This is a genomic window from Rhizobium sp. R693 (assembly GCF_002211315.1).
Lineage (GTDB): Bacteria > Pseudomonadota > Alphaproteobacteria > Rhizobiales > Rhizobiaceae > Rhizobium.
On sequence record NZ_LOKY01000010.1, the window covers coordinates 58,944 to 75,997 of the forward strand.

Consider the following 17,054-nt stretch of genomic DNA (forward strand, 5'->3'; position numbering starts at 1 on the left):
ATGCCGGCCCATATCCATCGCCACTCCGACCCGTTGCAACTGGCTGCCGGAAGCTGCTGTGTCTCGGTCTGCTCGATATGCACACCGCCCGTCGGTTCGGGAACTTCCGAGTGCCGGCTGGTCTCTCACCCTGTTGTCTATCCCGTTCAGGTATCTCCCTTGACGGGAAATTCGGTGCCGCCTGGACTCGACCCACCCCGTATTGCTGTCTGACGTCTCTCCGCTGGCGCATTGCGCCCAGGTTCACGAAATCGGACAACGAATATGTACAGACGCGAATTTCTTACCCGCACGATGGCTGCGGCGGCCGCTTATGCTCTCGTCAATCCTGTCACCAGCTCGGCAAGTGCCGGGACCAATGCTGTGGCGGGATCAACCGGGAAACTGAACATCGTCAGGAGAACCATCGAGGTGAATGGAAAGCCTGCGAGCGTGCTCGGCCTGACGCGGCCAGATGGCTCGCCAGGGCTGATTGTCGACGCCGACGCGGCTTTCAATGTCGAGCTGTCCAGCCAGATCGACGCGCCAACACTGATCCACTGGCATGGGCTGACACCGCCCTGGGACCAGGACGGGGTACCCGACAATCCTGCCGCCCTCATCAAACCAGGCGACAGCCGACGCTATGACTTCCCCCTTGCATATGGTGGAACGCACTGGATGCACGCCCACACGCTGCAGGAGCAGAGCCTCCTTGCCGCGCCGTTGATCATCCACACGGCCGATGACAAACGACGCGACGAACAGGAGATCGTCGTTCTGCTGCACGACTTCTCGTTCAAATCCCCCGAGGAGCTGCTTGCCGGTCTGAAAGGAATGGGCAGCGCAGGCATGGACATGTCGGGGCATGACATGGGGTCCATGATGAATATGTCCGGCGGTTCTATGAAGATGGACATGGGAAACATGCAAATGGGCCACGCAATGGCGGCGGGAGGAATGGACATCAACGACATCGAATACGATGCCTACCTCGCCAATGACCGCACGCTCGATGATCCCGAAATCTACCAGGTCGAGAAAGGCGGTCGGGTTCGAATCCGATTGATCAACGGCGCGACTGCGACCGGCTTCACCATCGACACGGGCGGAATGGACGCAACGCTCGTTGCTGTCGACGGCCACGATATCGAGCCGGTTCAGGGACGGCAGTTCCCGGCCGCGATGGGCCAACGTCTCGATATTGTCGTGGAAATTCCAAAGGAGGGTGGCAGCTTCCCGGTCCTTGCTCGTCGGGAGGGTGCTCCCCAACAAACCGGGTTCATCCTTGCCACACCTGGCGCAAACATCTCAAGAATTGCCACAAGCGGTGATGCGCAAGCGCCGCTGCTCGGGCTCGATTTTGAACAGCGTCTGCGGCCACTCAAGCCGATTACGGATCGCCGGGTCGGCAAAGCCTACGCGGTCACTCTCACCGGAGACATGGCAAAGTATACCTGGAACATCGTCGGTGACCCGCTCAACGTCGCTATCGGGGATCGGGTCGAGATCGAGATCAGGAACATGTCGATGATGTCTCACCCGATGCACCTGCATGGTCATAAATTCCAGGTCGTTGCGGTCAATGGACGACAGATAAACGGTGCAGTGCGCGATACTGTCTTGTTGCCAATGATGTCGACGGTGACTGTCGCTTTCGACGCCCTCAATCCAGGGCATTGGCCATTCCACTGTCATCACCTGTACCATATGGCGAGCGGGATGATGGCCTATGTCGGGTACGAGACCTGACGGGTGCGGATGCCCCGGTTCACTTCGGGGCATCCGTTACTCTTGCCGAGACAATGCGCTGGCGTCTGCTCCTCAAGACTTACAAGGTCTTGAAGGTGTTTGGATATCCGGCCTTTTCGATGGCTGCCGCGACAGTGACAGGGTCAATTCCGGTCTGCACCTTTGCCGTCCGGCTCGTCAGATCGACCTGTGCCTGCGCCGCGGGATCGGCGGATTTGATCGCTTTCTCGACCGCGCCTGCGCAGTGACCGCAGGTCATGTTCTGGATGTTGAATTCGTACATGCAAGGTCTCCAATTTCTGTGACGGGACACATGTGGGGCTTCCCATGGTGGGAAGGTCAAGAGTGACGCAAGCGGTTTAAAGACAACAGGTGCCGCCCGAGGTTTGAGCCAGGGCAATAAGCACAAGAACAAGGAAAGACGAAGATGAAACGAAGAGCTTTTATTTGCCTGGCGGCCACTGGAGCGATTGCTGTGGTCGCCCGGCCGGTCTTCGCATCGCAGGTTCGAATGGATGTGTACAAGGATGCCAGTTGCAGCTGTTGCGGTGAATGGGCCCGCGCGATGACTAAGGCTGATTTCAACGTGGTCATCCACGAGGAAGGGGATGTCGCGGCTATGAAAGCGAAGCTTCGCATTCCCGACGCCATGCAGGGATGCCATACCGCTGTCGCAGACGGCTACTTTTTCGAGGGGCACGTACCGCTGGAGGCCGTCTGGAAGGTGCTGAATGAGCGGCCGCGGATTGCCGGACTGACTGTTCCCGGGATGCCGGGCGGATCGCTGGGCATGGGCGATGATCCCAACCCCTCCTACGATGTCTTCAGTCTCAACAAGCCGGACATGAAACCGTCGCTGTTCATGCGCGTAGGCGGCTAGGAGCCGATCAACGCATCCCCCCAAAGGTCAATATCGCAGCGTTCACGACGGGCGCAGCGATAACGGCCATCTGGCGGTCGGCCGCAAGCGTGACACGCGCCCTTCGGGCGACGTCGTTCTCCAGCGCCAGCCCGGATTGCTGCGCTGATACTTACGGCGAGCCGACGTGGCCATTCCTCGCAAGCCGAAGCCGTCGATTTTTGTCAGGCCCATGAGAACCTCTGTAGCAGGAAGTCGGGCACTGCCTGATACTGCTCATAGAGAGCCGCAAGTGCTTTATGATCTGGCGCATTGTTCCGACACGCTTCGGCGTGGTGAACGCCGGTCATCACAAGCGCCGAGGAAATGCCGGCCTGGTTGGCGCCGGAAATGTCGGTGGCAAGACTGTCACCAATGGCGATCACTTCGGTCGCCGGCAGATCGAGAACTTGCAGCGCGCTGGTATAGGCAGACGCTTCCGGCTTTCCGAAGCGGATCACCCGACCGCCGATTGCTTCGTATCGGGCGGCAAGAGAGCCGGCACAAAGCATCCGTTGCCTGGCAATCATCATCTCAAGGTCCGGGTTGGCGCAGACCATTGGCAATGCCTTTTGCCGTGCCTGTCGCAGCAGATCATCACCCTTTTCCATGTTGCCGGTCGCCAGGATGAAATCTGCCTCCTCGATCCTCGCGACAGGCTCAAGCGCCAGCCCATCGAGAAGGTCCGCCAGCTCGGTCGGCCCGGCGTGCCAATAGCGCCGGCCGCCAGGCACCGGGAACGTCGCGCCACCTGCAAACGCCGCACGCGTCATCTCTCCCGAGGTGATGAGACCGTGATAGAGATCAGGTCCGAGGCCCATGTCAGAAAGGCGGGATTCGACGGCGCCAGCGCGCCGGGGCGCGTTGGACAGCAGGCAGATACGCATGCCGGCCGCACGCATTCTGGTGAGCGCCGCGTGAACCGGCTGGTAAAGCCTTGTGCCGTCATGAAGGACGCCGAAGATATCGAGCACAACACCGCGAAAGAACCCGGCCAATTCCTCTATCGTGCGCTCATCGGGCTGTCCCGTCTGCATCTTACAATCCTCATTATCGCGGCTGTGCTACTTGGGCGGTGTTGCCAGGTAAACAAGAACGGCCGTTAGAATGATGCCCGCTCCGGTGATGGTTTCGATTGCCGGCACATCGGCAAAGGCGAGCCACACCCACACAGCCGACAATGGCACCTCGGCAAGCAAGATCAGCGCAGTGTCGGCAGGTGGCAACCTGCGCGATCCGACGGCGAAGAACAGCAGGCCCAACGACATTTGAACAAGGGCAAAGCAGGCAAGGATTAAACCCTGCCCGGCCGAAACCGCAAGTGAAGGGGCAAGCATCGCGCCGGCGATCCCGGCAAACCCGTTCGAAAGCGCCACCAGAATGAGGCTTGATGCTTGCGATCGCCGGAACGCGATCGTCATCAACGCCATGAGGATCGTCATCAGAAGCGCAAGGCCATCTCCAGCAAGCCTGAGCCCGGATGATGCCGAACCAGAAAAGATCACCGCAGTGCCGATCCCAGCCGCCGCGCAAAGACCGGCAGTAGACAAGGAAAAGGGTTCCTTGATCGTCAACCGGGCGAGCAGCGACGTCAACAAGGGCAAGGAGCCGTGAATAACCGCAACATTGGCAACCGAGGTGAGGCGCAGTGCCGGAATGAAAGCGAGCATCGCGGCGGCCGACAGCATGGCGCCAGCAAGACCGGCTGGATCGAGCCTTGTAAAACCGCGATCGCGCGTGACCAATATAAGCGCAGAGGTAAAGACAAGAGCAAAGAAGCTGCGCCAGAAAACGACCGCCCAGACGCCAACCTCGATCAAGCCCATGTATAGGCCCGCTGTGCTGAAAAACACGGCAGACAAGAAAAGGTGAAACTGCGCTTGCCGTTCTACGCTCATGGGTGTTGCCCCGAAGGCGCAAAGCGATATCGGCGGGCGCATGCCCCACCCGTGCGGATCAGGATCTCCTGAGCCACCGTCGCTGCCGCACGAGCAAGGTTTTCGGGCGGTGCCGTCGCACTGATGAAATCCACGAAGGCGCCTATACGCGCGAGCCTGGCCGGTATGTCGGTCAGGTCGATTGCGCAATACTCCATCGAAACACGTCCGATGACCGGCACGGACCGCCCGGCAAACTCAGCAGACAGGCGGTTTGCGACCTGCCAGGCGAGGCCGTGCCTATAGCCGATCGCGACGATGCCGAGAACGGTCGGCCGATCTGCGAGAAATGTTCCCATATATCCGACGGCCTCGCCTCGCTGGACGTGTCGGATGTCGATCAGGCGGGCACTGAGCCGGACAACAGGTTTGAACGGGCTCGGCTCGAGGCCGGTATTGTTGAGCCCATAGAGTGCCGAACCGGTGCGCACCCTGTCGAAATGATAGTCGGCACCGAGAAAAACACCTGCCGAGGCAGCCAGACTGCGCGGCGTCGACGGCGCCAGCAGAGCGCACATGCCGACAAAGCGGTCCTTCTGCAGCCGATTGCGTGAATTTCCTGTGTCATCGGCGCAGGCAAGATGGCTCATGACCAGTTCCGGCACCCGCGGATTTGTGTGAAGGAGCGAACGGAGCTCGTCAAACCTTAAACCAAGTCGCCCAAAGCCCGTTTCGAGATTAAGAACATAGGGGATTGCCGCCAACGTGGCCGCAGCCACCTCCGCCGGCGTGCTGCAGACCGGCGTGAGGCGCCTTTCCCGATAGGCCTCGAGGCTGCCGTTGCGCAAGCCTTCGAGGATGGCAATATCGGCCCTCGCCAGACGACGGCGAAGGCGGATTGCTTCCTCCATGCTCGCAACAAAGAAGCTCCTGCAGCCAGCCTCCCACAGAGGCCCGACGACGCGCTCAAGTCCCAGCCCGTAAGCATCACTCTTGACGACCGCGCTGACAGCTACAGCCGGGCTCAGCAATGACCGCACGACCGTGAAATTGGCCTGGATGGCCCTCAGGTCGACCGAGAATACGGGCTTATACGACTGCATACGTAACCACCTATGATAGCGTACAGGATGCGAAGTATCTTTTGGTTGCAATCTATCGCGAACTGATCCATGATGCAATCATTAGATGCGAACACAATCGAATATCCGCTATGCGAGCATAAGGAGATGACTGATGGCACGGAAGGAACATCGAAAGAAGATCCTGATTGTCGGACAAGGCGTCCTCGGAGGAGACGTTCTCGACTTCCTGTTGCAGAGCGGCGCAGACATCGAGGTTGCCGTTGGCGCCCGCGACCCCGACAAGGCGCTTCATCGCGTCAATCTGGCGCGTTACACAGCCATGAACCTTGGTTTCTCGAACGCCGTCGACATCGTTCCGATCGATCTCAAGAACGTCGAAGCAACGGCCGAGCGCCTGTTGCAGGTAAAGCCTGACATTGTCTTTAACGCCACGACCCTGCACAGCTGGTGGGTCATCACCAAGCTTCCACCAGAGGCTTTCAAGCGCCTCGACGAGGCGCGTGGCGGAATATGGACGCCGATGCATCAGGTTTTGATCCGCAGACTGATGAAAGCCGTGCGGCTGGCCAATTCGGATGCGGTTGTCGTCAATGCCTCCTATCCCGACGTGGTCAACGCCTCACTTGCCGCCGAAGGATTGGCGCCTGCCGTAGGCATCGGCAATATTGCCAATGCGGTTCCTGGCATCCGGCTTGCCGCGGCCCACATGCTGGCTTTGCCGCCGTCCGCAATCGACATCAGGTTCTTCGCGCACCATTATCTCAGTTACCGGATGCCAAGCACCGGAGGAACGGATGGCGCACCCTATCACTTGAGCGTTTACGCGAACGGTTTGGAGGTGCCCCGCGACGAGATCGATCACGCAGCGCTTTTTTCCCTGGTTGCCGGACGCTTTCGCCGGATCAAAGGCCTTGCAGGCCAGTCGGTCACGGCCTCGTCGGCGACCGCCATGCTTTTGGCGCTGGCGCGTCGATCGGGAGACGTCGTCCACGCTCCGGGCCCCTTCGGCCTGGTCGGCGGATATCCGGTGAGAGTTTCACCGGACGGCCTGCTCGTCGATCTTCCCGCCAATCTCACTCTCGACGAAGCGATCGCTATCAACAGAGAATGCCAACGCTACGACGGGATCGAAAGCGTTGACGAGGATGGGACGGTGCGCTTTACCGAGGTCGCTGCCAGTGTCTTGAACGAAGTGCTTGGCTATGACCTTCAGGCCTACCGGCCGCAGGAATGCGAGGCGCGCGCCGAAGAGTTGGCGGCACACTTTGCACGGTTTGCCCGCGACAATGGAACGCCGGATGCAAGGGCAAGCTGAATATCCGCTAGACATCCGCCGGCTGCCGCATTCGGATACGCCGATAGTCCGTCTGGTCCGGGCGGCCAAGCGCGACCATCGCCTCCCGCTGCTGACAATCAAAAATGACCGAGAAAGCCGTCCCGGTCTGTTCGCGCGCCGACGGCGATTTGCAGATGGCGTCAGGCGCCCCGGAGCGATCCCTCAGCAATGCCGTAACGTCTACGATATCGCTCAAGGAAAAACGGCGCGCGGCGCGAAGGCGAGAGCGGCTCGACGGATAATGACGCGCGACCTCCTCCACGTCCTCCCACATGGCAGGTTTTGGGAAAAGCGGATGGTTCGTATGAACAATAGTGCGCACGGCGCGATCGGTCACTCCGGCCGAGGGCCCCAGTTCGACAACATGCAGATTGCCATATGCATCGCCAATGAGAAAGCAACGGCCGGACATATGTGGATGTGCGCGAAGAACACCAATCGCTGCGTCGACGCAGCTTTGTTCCAGCATCATGCGCCGGATCATGAGGCTCGGCAGACCGTCTTTCTTTGTGTCGAGTATCAGGTCGTTGTTCACCAGGGCAAGGCCATGCCCATTCATGCCCACCCAGCCAAGGGTACCTGCCGAGGCTATGGTAAGAAGATGCGATCCTGCACCCTCGTGGACGAAGACCGCCAGATGGCGTTCGGTGCCAGGCGGGGCATCCCAGTTCTGGGCAACGACGGCACCGTCGCCCCGAACCAGTCCGACCGACGTACAGCCCGTCCGACCCAGGGCAAAGTACTCGAAGGCAGAGAGCAGACAGACATCCAGAAGGGTGAGCTCGGTTGCTTCGGCAATACCGCAGAGTTCGGCGACGAGGTTCGGGGCGATGCTGGAAAGCCGATCAATGCAGACCGCTGCGCGACCCTCCGCCAGCGTCCAGCCTCCCCCGCCAGTCGACCGCCGCAAGTCCGCGTAAGCCTCGAGGATCATGCCGCGCAGTTGCGTGCCATGTTGGCGCCCTCGTTCTTTCGGCGATCCGCGCAGTGTAATGATCGGCAGTTTGGCTTGGTTCATGGGACCGTTCGGAATGGTTTATGCCTACATGGTCCATATTGTGGATATCGGAGGCAATCTAGTGTTTGCTCGTGTGGATTGTGCGAAACTTCAATGCAGCGCGGCGTGGGCCTTGGTATAAGCTAGCCGTTTTCGGGTCGCAGTGGCCGCCCCTGGAAGGGATGGAATGACAAAAATACACGGTCTGGATCACCTGCCGCCACGCAAGCAGGAAGAACTTGCCGAGGTCGCGCTTATGCAATGATGCGCTGAGATCACCAATTCCCGAACCTCGGATGGGTGACGCTGCCTGACCGCCTCAACCTCCGCCGCGTTGGAGCGCAATCCAACCTTGGTCAGGTAGTGGAATCCACGATGAATCTGTCCTGGTAGACGGTAGCTCGGTTTGCCGTTGGCAACAGAGTCAGGGTAGTCCCGCCATTATGGAAGCTGCGTCGCGGGACGGGGAACGCCGACCGCGCAACATGTGATGGGTCCTTGAAGCAGTCGATCCGCATCTCGGTAAGCACACGTACTTTACGCGCCGGATGCTAGCCCGGGGCCGGACCACATAGATGCCGCGTTCAGGGACGGGATAGCGCGTCATCACTGGCAATCGCCGGCACGAACGTGATGAGCGTGATGCCGCTCGCTGGCGAATGGCAGCGCGACTGGGCGCGCACCGAGCATGTCGAGGAACTGACCGAGATTTTCATCCAGCACTTCGGCGACAGCGACATCGCGTATCTTTGGGAACATCAGCTTCTCAGTCGCTACCATTCCGGGCCGCCTCCTCACAAAATCCTTGTAATCGGCCGGTCCAGTCGCGTTCCCTCCCAATAAAGGGTGCGGACCGCGATCGCGGCAATAATGCCGGTCAATGCTCCTCCAAGCACATCACTCACATAATGCGTACCGATATACACCCGGGAGACGGTAACCAGCAGGGCAGCGGCAAGGAACCATAAACCGATGCTGCCCTGCCAGATCCCAAAGCGCACCCGCAATGACACTGGCAAGCAGAAAGGCCAATCCGGTGATCAGATTGAACATTCCGAAGGCCGCGCCGCGCAGTTCTGCGGGCGCGGCATCCGCAATCAGCTTTGCCATCAACCCCTGGGTAAACCCCATGTGCAGTCCCCAGAGCACGACACCTAATCTGGCGCCAACAATACTTCGCGCAAACGCCGCGAGATCGGCGCAGACAAGCAGCGCCAGTGATCCCGAGACCGGAGAATTGGTCCGTCTACGGCGCGGTCATCTCGCGCCGGTGACGAAGACGTGCCTTCAATGGGCCGTCGTCAACTCGTTGAAGATGCCGCGCTTCTTCAGCGCGCTCACCAAAGCCGTAAGCGCGAGCACAGATGCAAACAGTGCGACCAGTAGAAGTGCATAGGACCATTCCTGTTCAGAAATGGAGTCCGCCGACACACGATAGAACTCCGTCACCAGAAGAGCAATCAGTGTCGACGATGCCGTGGAATAGTCCTTGGCGATTACCCGCTTCACATTGAACGTCATTCCCTCGGTCGACGCCGAAAACGCGCTTAGCTTAAGGCCCCATCGGGGGACGTCTCGGCAATAGGCACGATAGGCTCCTCCGAATTTTTCAGCGAGGAATTCCTCTTCCGCGTAGATAATACATTGATAGATGAAGCCGAAGAGTAGGCAACCTATAACGACGACTGCGGGGTTGCCGTGGAACAGGAAAAGCCCTGAATAAATGAGCATGTTCCCTACATACAGGGGATTCCGGCAGACACCGAACATGCCTTCGGTGACGAGGTCTTTAGCATAGACCCGCTTGTTGAGGCCGCCTCGCTTTATGTACGCATAGCCGATCACGGTCGCCCGCAAGACCAGTCCGCTGAGCACGACGAGTAAGGCAACAAGATCCTTCCCCTGCTCGAGCCCAATGCTACCCCAAATCGCGGTCGCCGGAGGCGCAGAGATGAACAGCACTAAGATGATCAGTGGAAACGCCTGGTTTCGGTACTTGAAGAAGAAAGTCCCGATCGTAAGCATAAGATTCTTCATGACAATTCGTCTCACTTTATCGCGACGATGCCGCAGAAGTTATACCATCGGAAGAATACTTCCGTACTCTTGAACCCGACCTCTCGCAGCAACTGGATATTCTCCTCGAGCCGATAGGGAATCAGGACATTCTCCAGTGCTTCGCGCTTTTTCGAAATCTCAATGGAGGAATATCCGTTCCGGCGTTTGAAGTCGTAGTAGTGATCAATAAACAGCCGGTTGAAGGTCGTGTCTTCGCTGGTCAGCTTTTCAATGAGCAGAAGACACCCGTGCTCGTTGAGCCCCTGGTAGATTGTCTTCATAACGCGCTCGCGAAAGAGCGGCCGGACAAATTGCAGGGTCAGGAGCATCGTGACGACGCTTGCGTTTTTCACGGAGAATCCGCGATGAATGTCGGCTGTGATCAGGTCGATCGATCGGTTTGTTCCCGAAGCTTCGATCTTCTCCGCGGCCTTCTTCAGCATTTCCGGCGCATTGTCGATTCCGACAAAATCCACATGGCTGTCCACGATGTGATCCAGCGCGAGCAGGGTCGTAGCTGTCGAGCAACCGATGTCATAGAGGTTTGACTGGGGCTGCGCAAAATCCTGTGCAAGCTCGCAAACCATTCGCTGCATCTCCCCGTAAAAGGGGACAGAGCGGCTGACCATGTCATCGAAGACACTGGCCACTGTAGAGTTGAACGAAAAGTCCGCAACCGGATCGCGCTCGTCGGCAAACACTTCGTCACGCGAATTAGTGTGCAGAATTAGACGGTTAGACTGATCGGCCATTTCCGCTCCCGAGGTATAACGATGTAGATGGGCATGCTCACTTCCCCAAGAGCGGGCCCGGCGCACTGCGAATTGCTCATAGAAGTCTGACGGCGACCTGAACGCTACCAGTCAAATCGGATGACGGAGGAGCCGCTTGACGTCGAGGTATGCGCCCCGAACCCGATGATGGCTGCAAGCGCAACCGCCACGCCGAACAAATATGCACTAAGCGCATGGGAACTGTGATTTCCCCAAAAATGGCTCCATCGATCGTTCACTGTTGGATTCGCCGTATGCGCGCCGAGAGTTCGTCCAAGCCAAACGGCTTGACGAGAAAGTCGTTCGCGCCTCCCCTCATTCCGTTCCAGCGATCGCTTATCTGGTCTTGAGCCGTCATGATGATAACCGGCACCTGATTGTCGCCATCCCGGATGTTTTGGAGGAGCGAAAGACCATTGCCGTCAGGAAGCCGCAAATCCAGGAGCACGAGGTCGTATTTTTTTGACACCAGCTTGCGGGTGGCATCCTTCAAATTCACGGACCAGTCGACTCGATGCCCATCAGCGACGACATGCGTGGAAACTGCTTCCCCGATGTCGATGTTGTCTTCCACGACAAGCACATTCACCGGCTCGCGCTCCTATTTTCCGCGTTGTCGGGCCGCGATCGCATTCGTCAAGAGTTTCCACTCCTGCACTTCGCAAACACGTCGAGGTCGCGCTCGTAAACGGATGTTGCTACGTTCATCATTCCGAGCACGCTGTGGAAAAGGTTGTCGTGTGACTTTTCGGTCGTGGTTTGCTGTTGAAGGCATGAAGCATCGAGGGCGATGGATTTGGCAAAGTCGTCGTCAAACCACGTGAGGAATGGCACATGTGTCTGTTGCACTGGAGCAAAAAGATAGGGCGTTCCGTGTAAATAAAGGCCGTTTTCGCCAAGGGATTCCCCGTGATCAGACATATAGATCAGCCCGGCCGCCATCTGTCGGGATCGAGACTTAAGCCGATCGATGATCGTCGCGAGGAAGTCGTCGGTGTAGAGGATCGAATTGTCGTATGCATTGACAATCTCCTCCGGGGAGCACTTGCCAAGTTCGGCGGTTCTGCAGTCCGGCTCAAACTTGCGTTGCGCTTGCGGATATCGGAGATAGTAAGCAGGTCCGTGGCTCCCCAGTTGATGGAGTACCAGGACACTGTCGCCTTTGACTTTGTTCAGCCAGTCATCCAGCTTATCGAGGAAGATCCCGTCGAGACACTCTCCCCCCTGACAGAACCGTGGGTCTGTTGAGTTCGCCAGGTCAATGTATTTAATCCGATTAGCGACGCCCTTACTGCCGGTGTTGTTGTCGAACCAGGCAACGTCAATTCCGGCATGTGCAAGGACGTCAACGAGCGTCTCATTGGCCACGGCCTTTTCATGACTGTATTCGGAGCGAGTGAAGCGTGAGAACATGCAGGGAATTGACGTGGCGGTAGCCGTTCCGCAGCTCGTCGTATTCGGGAAATAGATGACGTTCTCCGCTTTTAGCCGCGGGGTGGTCTCCCGCTGATAGCCTCCCAGCGAGAAATTTTGAGCGCGTGCTGTTTCGCCCGCGACGATAATTGTCACTCGGGGTTTATTGATTCGTGTCACAGGCGGCTTCACAACGGCGTCGGAACCGACGGGCTGAACAACGATGGACGCTTCTTTCCCGGCACTGAGAAAATATCGTACGGTGCTGACGATCGGCGTGACCGGATTGACGCTCTTGGTGATGTCCCGCCGCTCTCTAACAGCTGCCGTATACTCTCGCGAATACGTTAAGCCGCAGATGCCGAAGATCGCGAGCGAGGCAGCGATGGCTATCAGATTGCAGACAACCTTGCTGATGAAGGGACGGTGATCGACCCTGACCCAGGCTATAGCCAACGAAGGCAGAACACCGAATATTGCAACATGAATGGCAAGATCAGGCGTTATCAGATGCTGCGCTTCTGCCGGCGTTGTCTCCATCGCGTTGCGGATCATGTCGCTGTCGATGACGACGCCGAACGTGTCCGTAAAATGCGACGCCACCGCCGCTACAAGGACAAGAAAAATCAAAAACGGCTTGATGAGAAACTTTATCGAGAACGGGGTAACAGCCGCAACAAACAGAGCCAGCATTGCGACGTACAATGCCAACAAGGGGCCGCTTCCATTCCCGAGATACGCAGTAGCCTTCTGCCAAAAAGCGTTGTTGCAGAAGACAAGGACATAGCAGGCTGTTAGAACGCAGAGCAGGATGCTGCCGAGCTTTGGCCGCAGATCGCTCAGTTTTGTGGACGATACCGTCACTTTTTACCTCTCGACGCAAACCCATCTTTTGAAGAGGGTTGCTGACAATAGCCTGAAACCCGAAGTGATGAAGGGAATGTTCAGGTTCGGTGATTAGCCGCTTCCCATTGCGACGCACGACGGCCACAAACGCGACCGGCTGCCTGGCAAATTGCTGGGCATGATCTTGATTGAGATGTGTGTCCGAGTTCCCTTAGCGAGCAGGCATGGAGCCGATTCGGTTCGAAATGCACCAGGATCCCAAAAACGCTGCCTCGCCGTCTGATGTTCTGGCAGCGTGGATTTCTTTCCGTCAGCCATCGTGATCAAATCATGGCTTTTGTCGACGGTCCGGCTTGCGGTTCCTCCGGCAATCTCTGGCGGCCATAGCGAACTAGGTGGCGTCATCGGTTAGCAGCGCTCCCAGATTTACGTTCCCTCCATTGAGGTGTACAAGCGGCAGTAGCATTATCCGTACTGCAACCTGCTCTCAACCATCCGTCGGCCAGGCCTTTCTGAGTTGAGATCAATCTGCGGGGCTTTCGATGAGCACTTCCCTGATGGATATCTTGGCGGATTTCTTGGATGCATCTGAGGGAAACGTCGACAGAGGCCAGTTGATGGCTGCCCTTGAGCGGGCGACGGGCCGGCTTGGCATGCAGCACTTTGCGGCGACATTCCTTCCCCTCCCCCATGAGCGGCTGGACACCTATTTCATCTGGGAGAATTGGCCCGGCCAGTGGTTTGAACGCTATCTGAAACTCAACTATTTCCACGCCGATCCGGTCGTCCGTTTTATCCGGCGCTCCGGGCGCTCGGTGATCTGGTCACAGTCGCTAAAGCTGCAAGCCCTGCCGTCAAAGTCAAAGCGGATCATGGACGAGGCGAGTGATTTTGGCCTTGTCGACGGGCTTACCATCCCGCTTCATTCGCAAAACGGCATCGACGGCGTCTTCTCGGTTGCAGGCAGACGCGCGAGGCTCACGCCGCCAGAGGTTACGCTATTGGAGATCGTTGCAACGCGCGCTCACCGTCGCCTGCTCGACCTTGCCCCCTCGCCTGAACCACCGCGCGAAGACCTTACGGTCACAAAGACCGAGAGCGAATGCCTGACATGGTGCGTTGCCGGCAAGACCGATAAGGAAATTGGAGCCATGACGGGCCGCTCGCCTCGCACGATCCAGACGCACATTGGCAACCTTCAGCGCAAGCTTGGTGTCGCCAACCGAGCCGAACTTGTGGCGGAAGCGTTTCGCAGGGGCTTCCAGCGCTAAAAAATACGACATTTTACGAATAGTTTTTAATTATCCGAGGTTGCATCCTATCCGAATGCACGCGGGGATCTTGGAATGTTGAAAGTTATTCATGAGGCAGATGACCCTGAACTTATGCATGAGGTCTGGCTTTTCCGGCACCAGAGGTTCGTTGAGCAACTCGGCTGGGAAGAACTTCGCCGAAAAGACGGCCGCGAACGGGATCAATACGATACCGCGGATGCCATACATGCGGTTCTGATTTTCCGCGGGAGAATAGTTGGGTATTCGAGGCTCATTCCAACGACACGTCCGCATTTCGCTGGCAGCTTGGGCGGCCATCTCTCGGCCAGGATGCCCACAGGGCCCTCTATATTCGAGTGGAGCCGCTGCGCAACGGTTCTCGACGCGCCACCGATCGGCGCTCACGCCGCTTCTGATCTGCTGATGACTGGTGTCCTCGAATGCCTCGTACAACTGAACGCCAGGACGATCGTCTTCGTGACCTACACGCCCCTCGTCAAAATGATGCAGCGGCGCGGGTATCCGGTAAAATGCCTGGGCACCGTTCCGCTCAAAAATGGTGACCGGGTTGAGGTTGTCTCCTCAAGCTTACCGCCGAACCTCCTTCCACTGCATCGGCAAAGGCACGATATCAAGCAATCATTGTTGGTTTGGGGGCGTAACGGCGGTGCCACTGCTCAGCGTCCTCCGACCGCTGCGTAGCGTCGGTGCCGGGCGGTGGTCCGCCGCGGGAAATCCCTGCTGGATGATGGCGATGCCCGCCGCTTCGCGATCGCGACCGTGCATGAGGAGACGTCAAACCTGCTCAGGATCATCGAGGAGATCTGTCATCGCTACCCCCCGAATGACGACCTGAATTTCGTGCGTTATCTGCTGCGCATGATTGTCGCCGAGACGAAACGGACGATGCGTCCAGACGATCCATGATTTCTCGATACGTTGCCCGACAAATGCATCCGCTAATGTTAGGACACCCTCCTAAAGTTCTTTGCAAACGTGAATCCTGTTGATAGACTACAACTCAGGCGATGCATTCGCCTTGGGGCGTGGAAACCCCATTCAAGCTTATTGCTCTTTATTCGAGCGTATTCTTCGCGACCAATTCGTCGGGGAGCCTATGGCGTATGCAAGAGGCGTTCGCGCTAAAGACCATGGGGCCGCCAGCTTGACGGTTTTTCACCTCCCCGGCTTCTGGTTGCCAGCCTTGTCTGGCCAGCGGGAGCGCTTTTATGTTGCAGAAACCATTGGCTGATGCCGCATCGACCCTAACCGATGCCACAAATGAAACAACCGCCCAGCATATTGCCGATATTGAGGTCGGCAAGCGCATCAAGAAGCGCCGGCAGCAACTCAGGCTGTCTCAAACAGCGCTTGGCGCAGCGGTCGGCGTGTCGTTTCAACAGATCCAGAAATATGAACGAGGCGCAAACCGCGTAAGCTCGTCGACCCTTTACGAGATCGCCCATGTTCTCGAGACGCCGATCACCTACTTCTTTGAAAGTCTGGGGCAGCGCTCGACGCTTGCAAACTGCGAATTGAACCGTAAGGCGGCCGTCCGGGAAGAGTTCGTCGCCACCGATGAGGGGCAGCGACTGGTGGATGCGTTTCTCGCAATTCCGAAGAAGATGCGGCCGAAGTTCATTTCGCTGCTGGCGACGTTTTCAAGTGAGCTTTGAGGCGCCGTTCTGCCGAATATAAGCGGTACCGCGGCGGCGGCTTCGCACATCTCTCACCGGCGGACCAAGTGACCGCCGGCGCGGCCATATGTCATTGCAGCGGTGACCGTCTACGCACCCGGTTCCTTTTGAAGCGCAAATATCGAATCCAGGATCGTTGCGACCGTCCGCAGGGTCTCGGGCGGAAGAGCCTGTATCATCTTCGTGATGCGCCGACGTTCCAGGGCTTCTTCCCTCGTATGACCCCAAAGATGGGGAGCCGCATCGAAAAGCAGATCATCTGGAAAAATGCCAAGGACTTCGCAAAGGTGTAGCACCTGGGTGGCGTGAAGCTTCGTCACCGCCCGCTCATAGCGTCCGTAGACCGCCTCGATTGAACCGATAAGCATGGCGAGCTCGGCCCGCGACAGGTCTTTCTGCTTTCGAAACCTGCTCAACGCGTCGGCAATGGTTTCGTCCATCGCCTGCGTGGACGCAATTCCGTCAAAGCCTGGGCGGCGATAGACCGGTCGATCCACTTTCGCGTCGGCGGTTGGCTCGAGTCCTGTCTCGGTGATGTAGCTGTCAGTCCTAGCTGTCATGCATTCCCGCTCAAATCGATGCGTTGGTTTATAGCACTCATCCGGCGATTGCCTATGCGGTTTTCCCGACAACCGCTTTTCCACGAACCTCTTTCCGGTCCTGCATTTTCATGAGGTGAGCTAAAGAAAGGGTAACGATGTGAGAGCCGAACTGCTGAAACGGATCAGGGCACACGAACGTTCTCTATCAATGGTGATTGAAATGAAAGGACGCGTCACCGGCGGCAACTCCACACGCCTTGCAATAGACGAGGTGCTCGCAAGCGAAGCTGCAACAAGAGATGACCTCATCGACTGGGAAGCACCGACGGTCACGCTCGCGGTCGAAAAACTACTTCACCTTCTCGCGCACGTGCTTGCAGGCCAAATCGCTCTCGACGAAGAGGCGCTGGCGAAAATAAGGGCGCAAAGCCGGCGTTTGCAAAGCGAGGCCGAAAACTGACTCCGCAAGGCGGAGCTCGCCTCGTTGATCGCGACTTTCGACGGTTCTCGCGACTATCGACTGTTGT

18 protein-coding genes and 3 pseudogenes are annotated in these 17,054 nt (G+C 57.9%); 9 read left to right on the top strand and 12 right to left on the bottom strand.

The window, feature by feature from the left end; genetic code table 11:
* Positions 1 to 264: 264 nt before the first annotated feature.
* Positions 265 to 1,731: a multicopper oxidase domain-containing protein gene (locus ATY79_RS10950; RefSeq protein WP_088703864.1), complete on the top strand. Its 1,467-nt coding sequence runs from the start codon at positions 265 to 267 to the stop codon at positions 1,729 to 1,731.
* A 79-nt stretch (positions 1,732 to 1,810) separates the two neighbouring features.
* Here ATY79_RS10950 and ATY79_RS10955 read toward each other — a convergent pair whose 3' ends face one another.
* A complete protein-coding gene (locus ATY79_RS10955) occupies positions 1,811 to 2,014 on the bottom strand; it encodes a heavy metal-associated domain-containing protein (protein ID WP_088703865.1) in 204 nt (67 codons plus the stop codon).
* Between the two features lie 144 nt (positions 2,015 to 2,158).
* Here ATY79_RS10955 and ATY79_RS10960 point away from each other — a divergent pair, with 144 nt between their 5' ends.
* Entirely contained in the window at positions 2,159 to 2,611 is a 453-nt protein-coding gene (locus tag ATY79_RS10960) for a DUF411 domain-containing protein (RefSeq protein ID WP_088703866.1), read from the top strand.
* Positions 2,612 to 2,814: 203 nt separating this feature from the next.
* On the opposite strand, the gene ATY79_RS10965 is transcribed toward ATY79_RS10960, so the two are convergent.
* From ATY79_RS10965 to alr, 3 genes are read right to left on the bottom strand one after another with little or no spacing between them, the layout of a single operon-like run.
* Complete coding sequence (locus ATY79_RS10965; RefSeq protein ID WP_088703867.1) at positions 2,815 to 3,666, bottom strand: TIGR01459 family HAD-type hydrolase; 852 nt, start codon at positions 3,664 to 3,666, stop codon at positions 2,815 to 2,817.
* A gap of 27 nt (positions 3,667 to 3,693) precedes the next feature.
* Positions 3,694 to 4,527, bottom strand: coding sequence for a DMT family transporter (locus ATY79_RS10970; RefSeq protein ID WP_088703868.1), 834 nt, complete (start codon positions 4,525 to 4,527; stop codon positions 3,694 to 3,696).
* Positions 4,524 to 5,609: an alanine racemase gene (gene alr / locus ATY79_RS10975; RefSeq protein ID WP_088703869.1), complete on the bottom strand. Its 1,086-nt coding sequence runs from the start codon at positions 5,607 to 5,609 to the stop codon at positions 4,524 to 4,526. The genes ATY79_RS10970 and alr overlap by 4 nt, the downstream gene beginning before the upstream one ends.
* Before the next feature lie 133 nt (positions 5,610 to 5,742).
* On the opposite strand from alr, the gene ATY79_RS10980 reads away from it, so the two are divergent.
* Entirely contained in the window at positions 5,743 to 6,906 is a 1,164-nt protein-coding gene (locus ATY79_RS10980) for a hypothetical protein (protein WP_088703870.1), read from the top strand.
* 7 nt (positions 6,907 to 6,913) lie between these two features.
* Here ATY79_RS10980 and ATY79_RS10985 read toward each other — a convergent pair whose 3' ends face one another.
* Positions 6,914 to 7,945 carry a C45 family peptidase gene (locus tag ATY79_RS10985; protein ID WP_245312355.1) on the bottom strand — a complete coding sequence of 344 codons (1,032 nt, stop codon included), beginning with the start codon at positions 7,943 to 7,945 and terminating at the stop codon, positions 6,914 to 6,916.
* A gap of 597 nt (positions 7,946 to 8,542) precedes the next feature.
* Between ATY79_RS10985 and ATY79_RS31455 the strand changes: the two are divergent.
* Positions 8,543 to 8,767: pseudogene (locus ATY79_RS31455) on the top strand (hypothetical protein); the annotation flags it as partial.
* On the opposite strand, the pseudogene ATY79_RS31460 reads toward ATY79_RS31455, so the two are convergent.
* The 6 genes and pseudogenes from ATY79_RS31460 to ATY79_RS11020 form a co-directional block, all read right to left on the bottom strand.
* Positions 8,719 to 8,898 (bottom strand): annotated as a pseudogene (locus ATY79_RS31460) (phosphatase PAP2 family protein); the annotation flags it as partial. The pseudogenes ATY79_RS31455 and ATY79_RS31460 sit on opposite strands and share 49 nt — an antisense overlap.
* Positions 8,822 to 9,154 (bottom strand): annotated as a pseudogene (locus ATY79_RS11000) (MFS transporter); the annotation flags it as partial. The pseudogenes ATY79_RS11000 and ATY79_RS31460, both read right to left, overlap by 77 nt.
* A gap of 57 nt (positions 9,155 to 9,211) precedes the next feature.
* Positions 9,212 to 9,961 (bottom strand): isoprenylcysteine carboxylmethyltransferase family protein, encoded by a 750-nt coding sequence (locus tag ATY79_RS11005; protein WP_088703871.1) that lies wholly within the window; start codon positions 9,959 to 9,961, stop codon positions 9,212 to 9,214.
* Positions 9,962 to 9,972: 11 nt separating this feature from the next.
* Complete coding sequence (gene cmoA, locus ATY79_RS11010; protein ID WP_245312356.1) at positions 9,973 to 10,800, bottom strand: carboxy-S-adenosyl-L-methionine synthase CmoA; 828 nt, start codon at positions 10,798 to 10,800, stop codon at positions 9,973 to 9,975.
* 190 nt (positions 10,801 to 10,990) lie between these two features.
* Complete coding sequence (locus ATY79_RS11015) at positions 10,991 to 11,344, bottom strand: response regulator (protein WP_088703873.1); 354 nt, start codon at positions 11,342 to 11,344, stop codon at positions 10,991 to 10,993.
* A gap of 47 nt (positions 11,345 to 11,391) precedes the next feature.
* Complete coding sequence (locus ATY79_RS11020; RefSeq protein WP_088703874.1) at positions 11,392 to 13,032, bottom strand: phosphoethanolamine--lipid A transferase; 1,641 nt, start codon at positions 13,030 to 13,032, stop codon at positions 11,392 to 11,394.
* Between the two features lie 524 nt (positions 13,033 to 13,556).
* On the opposite strand from ATY79_RS11020, the gene ATY79_RS11025 reads away from it, so the two are divergent.
* The 4 genes from ATY79_RS11025 (at position 13,557) to ATY79_RS11040 (ending at position 15,964) form a co-directional block, all read left to right on the top strand.
* Positions 13,557 to 14,285, top strand: a complete 729-nt coding sequence (locus ATY79_RS11025; protein WP_245312357.1) for a LuxR family transcriptional regulator — start codon at positions 13,557 to 13,559, stop codon at positions 14,283 to 14,285.
* A gap of 75 nt (positions 14,286 to 14,360) precedes the next feature.
* Positions 14,361 to 14,990, top strand: a complete 630-nt coding sequence (locus ATY79_RS11030; protein WP_088703875.1) for an acyl-homoserine-lactone synthase — start codon at positions 14,361 to 14,363, stop codon at positions 14,988 to 14,990.
* A 15-nt stretch (positions 14,991 to 15,005) separates the two neighbouring features.
* Complete coding sequence (locus ATY79_RS11035; RefSeq protein WP_245312358.1) at positions 15,006 to 15,215, top strand: hypothetical protein; 210 nt, start codon at positions 15,006 to 15,008, stop codon at positions 15,213 to 15,215.
* A gap of 302 nt (positions 15,216 to 15,517) precedes the next feature.
* Complete coding sequence (locus ATY79_RS11040) at positions 15,518 to 15,964, top strand: helix-turn-helix transcriptional regulator (RefSeq protein ID WP_088703876.1); 447 nt, start codon at positions 15,518 to 15,520, stop codon at positions 15,962 to 15,964.
* Between the two features lie 110 nt (positions 15,965 to 16,074).
* Here the strand turns inward: ATY79_RS11040 and ATY79_RS11045 are convergent, their stop codons facing one another.
* Complete coding sequence (locus tag ATY79_RS11045) at positions 16,075 to 16,545, bottom strand: helix-turn-helix transcriptional regulator (RefSeq protein WP_088703877.1); 471 nt, start codon at positions 16,543 to 16,545, stop codon at positions 16,075 to 16,077.
* Between the two features lie 202 nt (positions 16,546 to 16,747).
* On the opposite strand from ATY79_RS11045, the gene ATY79_RS11050 reads away from it, so the two are divergent.
* The gene (locus ATY79_RS11050) at positions 16,748 to 16,987 is read left to right on the top strand and encodes a hypothetical protein (RefSeq protein ID WP_141105721.1); all 240 of its coding nucleotides are present in this window, start codon (positions 16,748 to 16,750) and stop codon (positions 16,985 to 16,987) included.
* Positions 16,988 to 17,054: the final 67 nt, after the last annotated feature.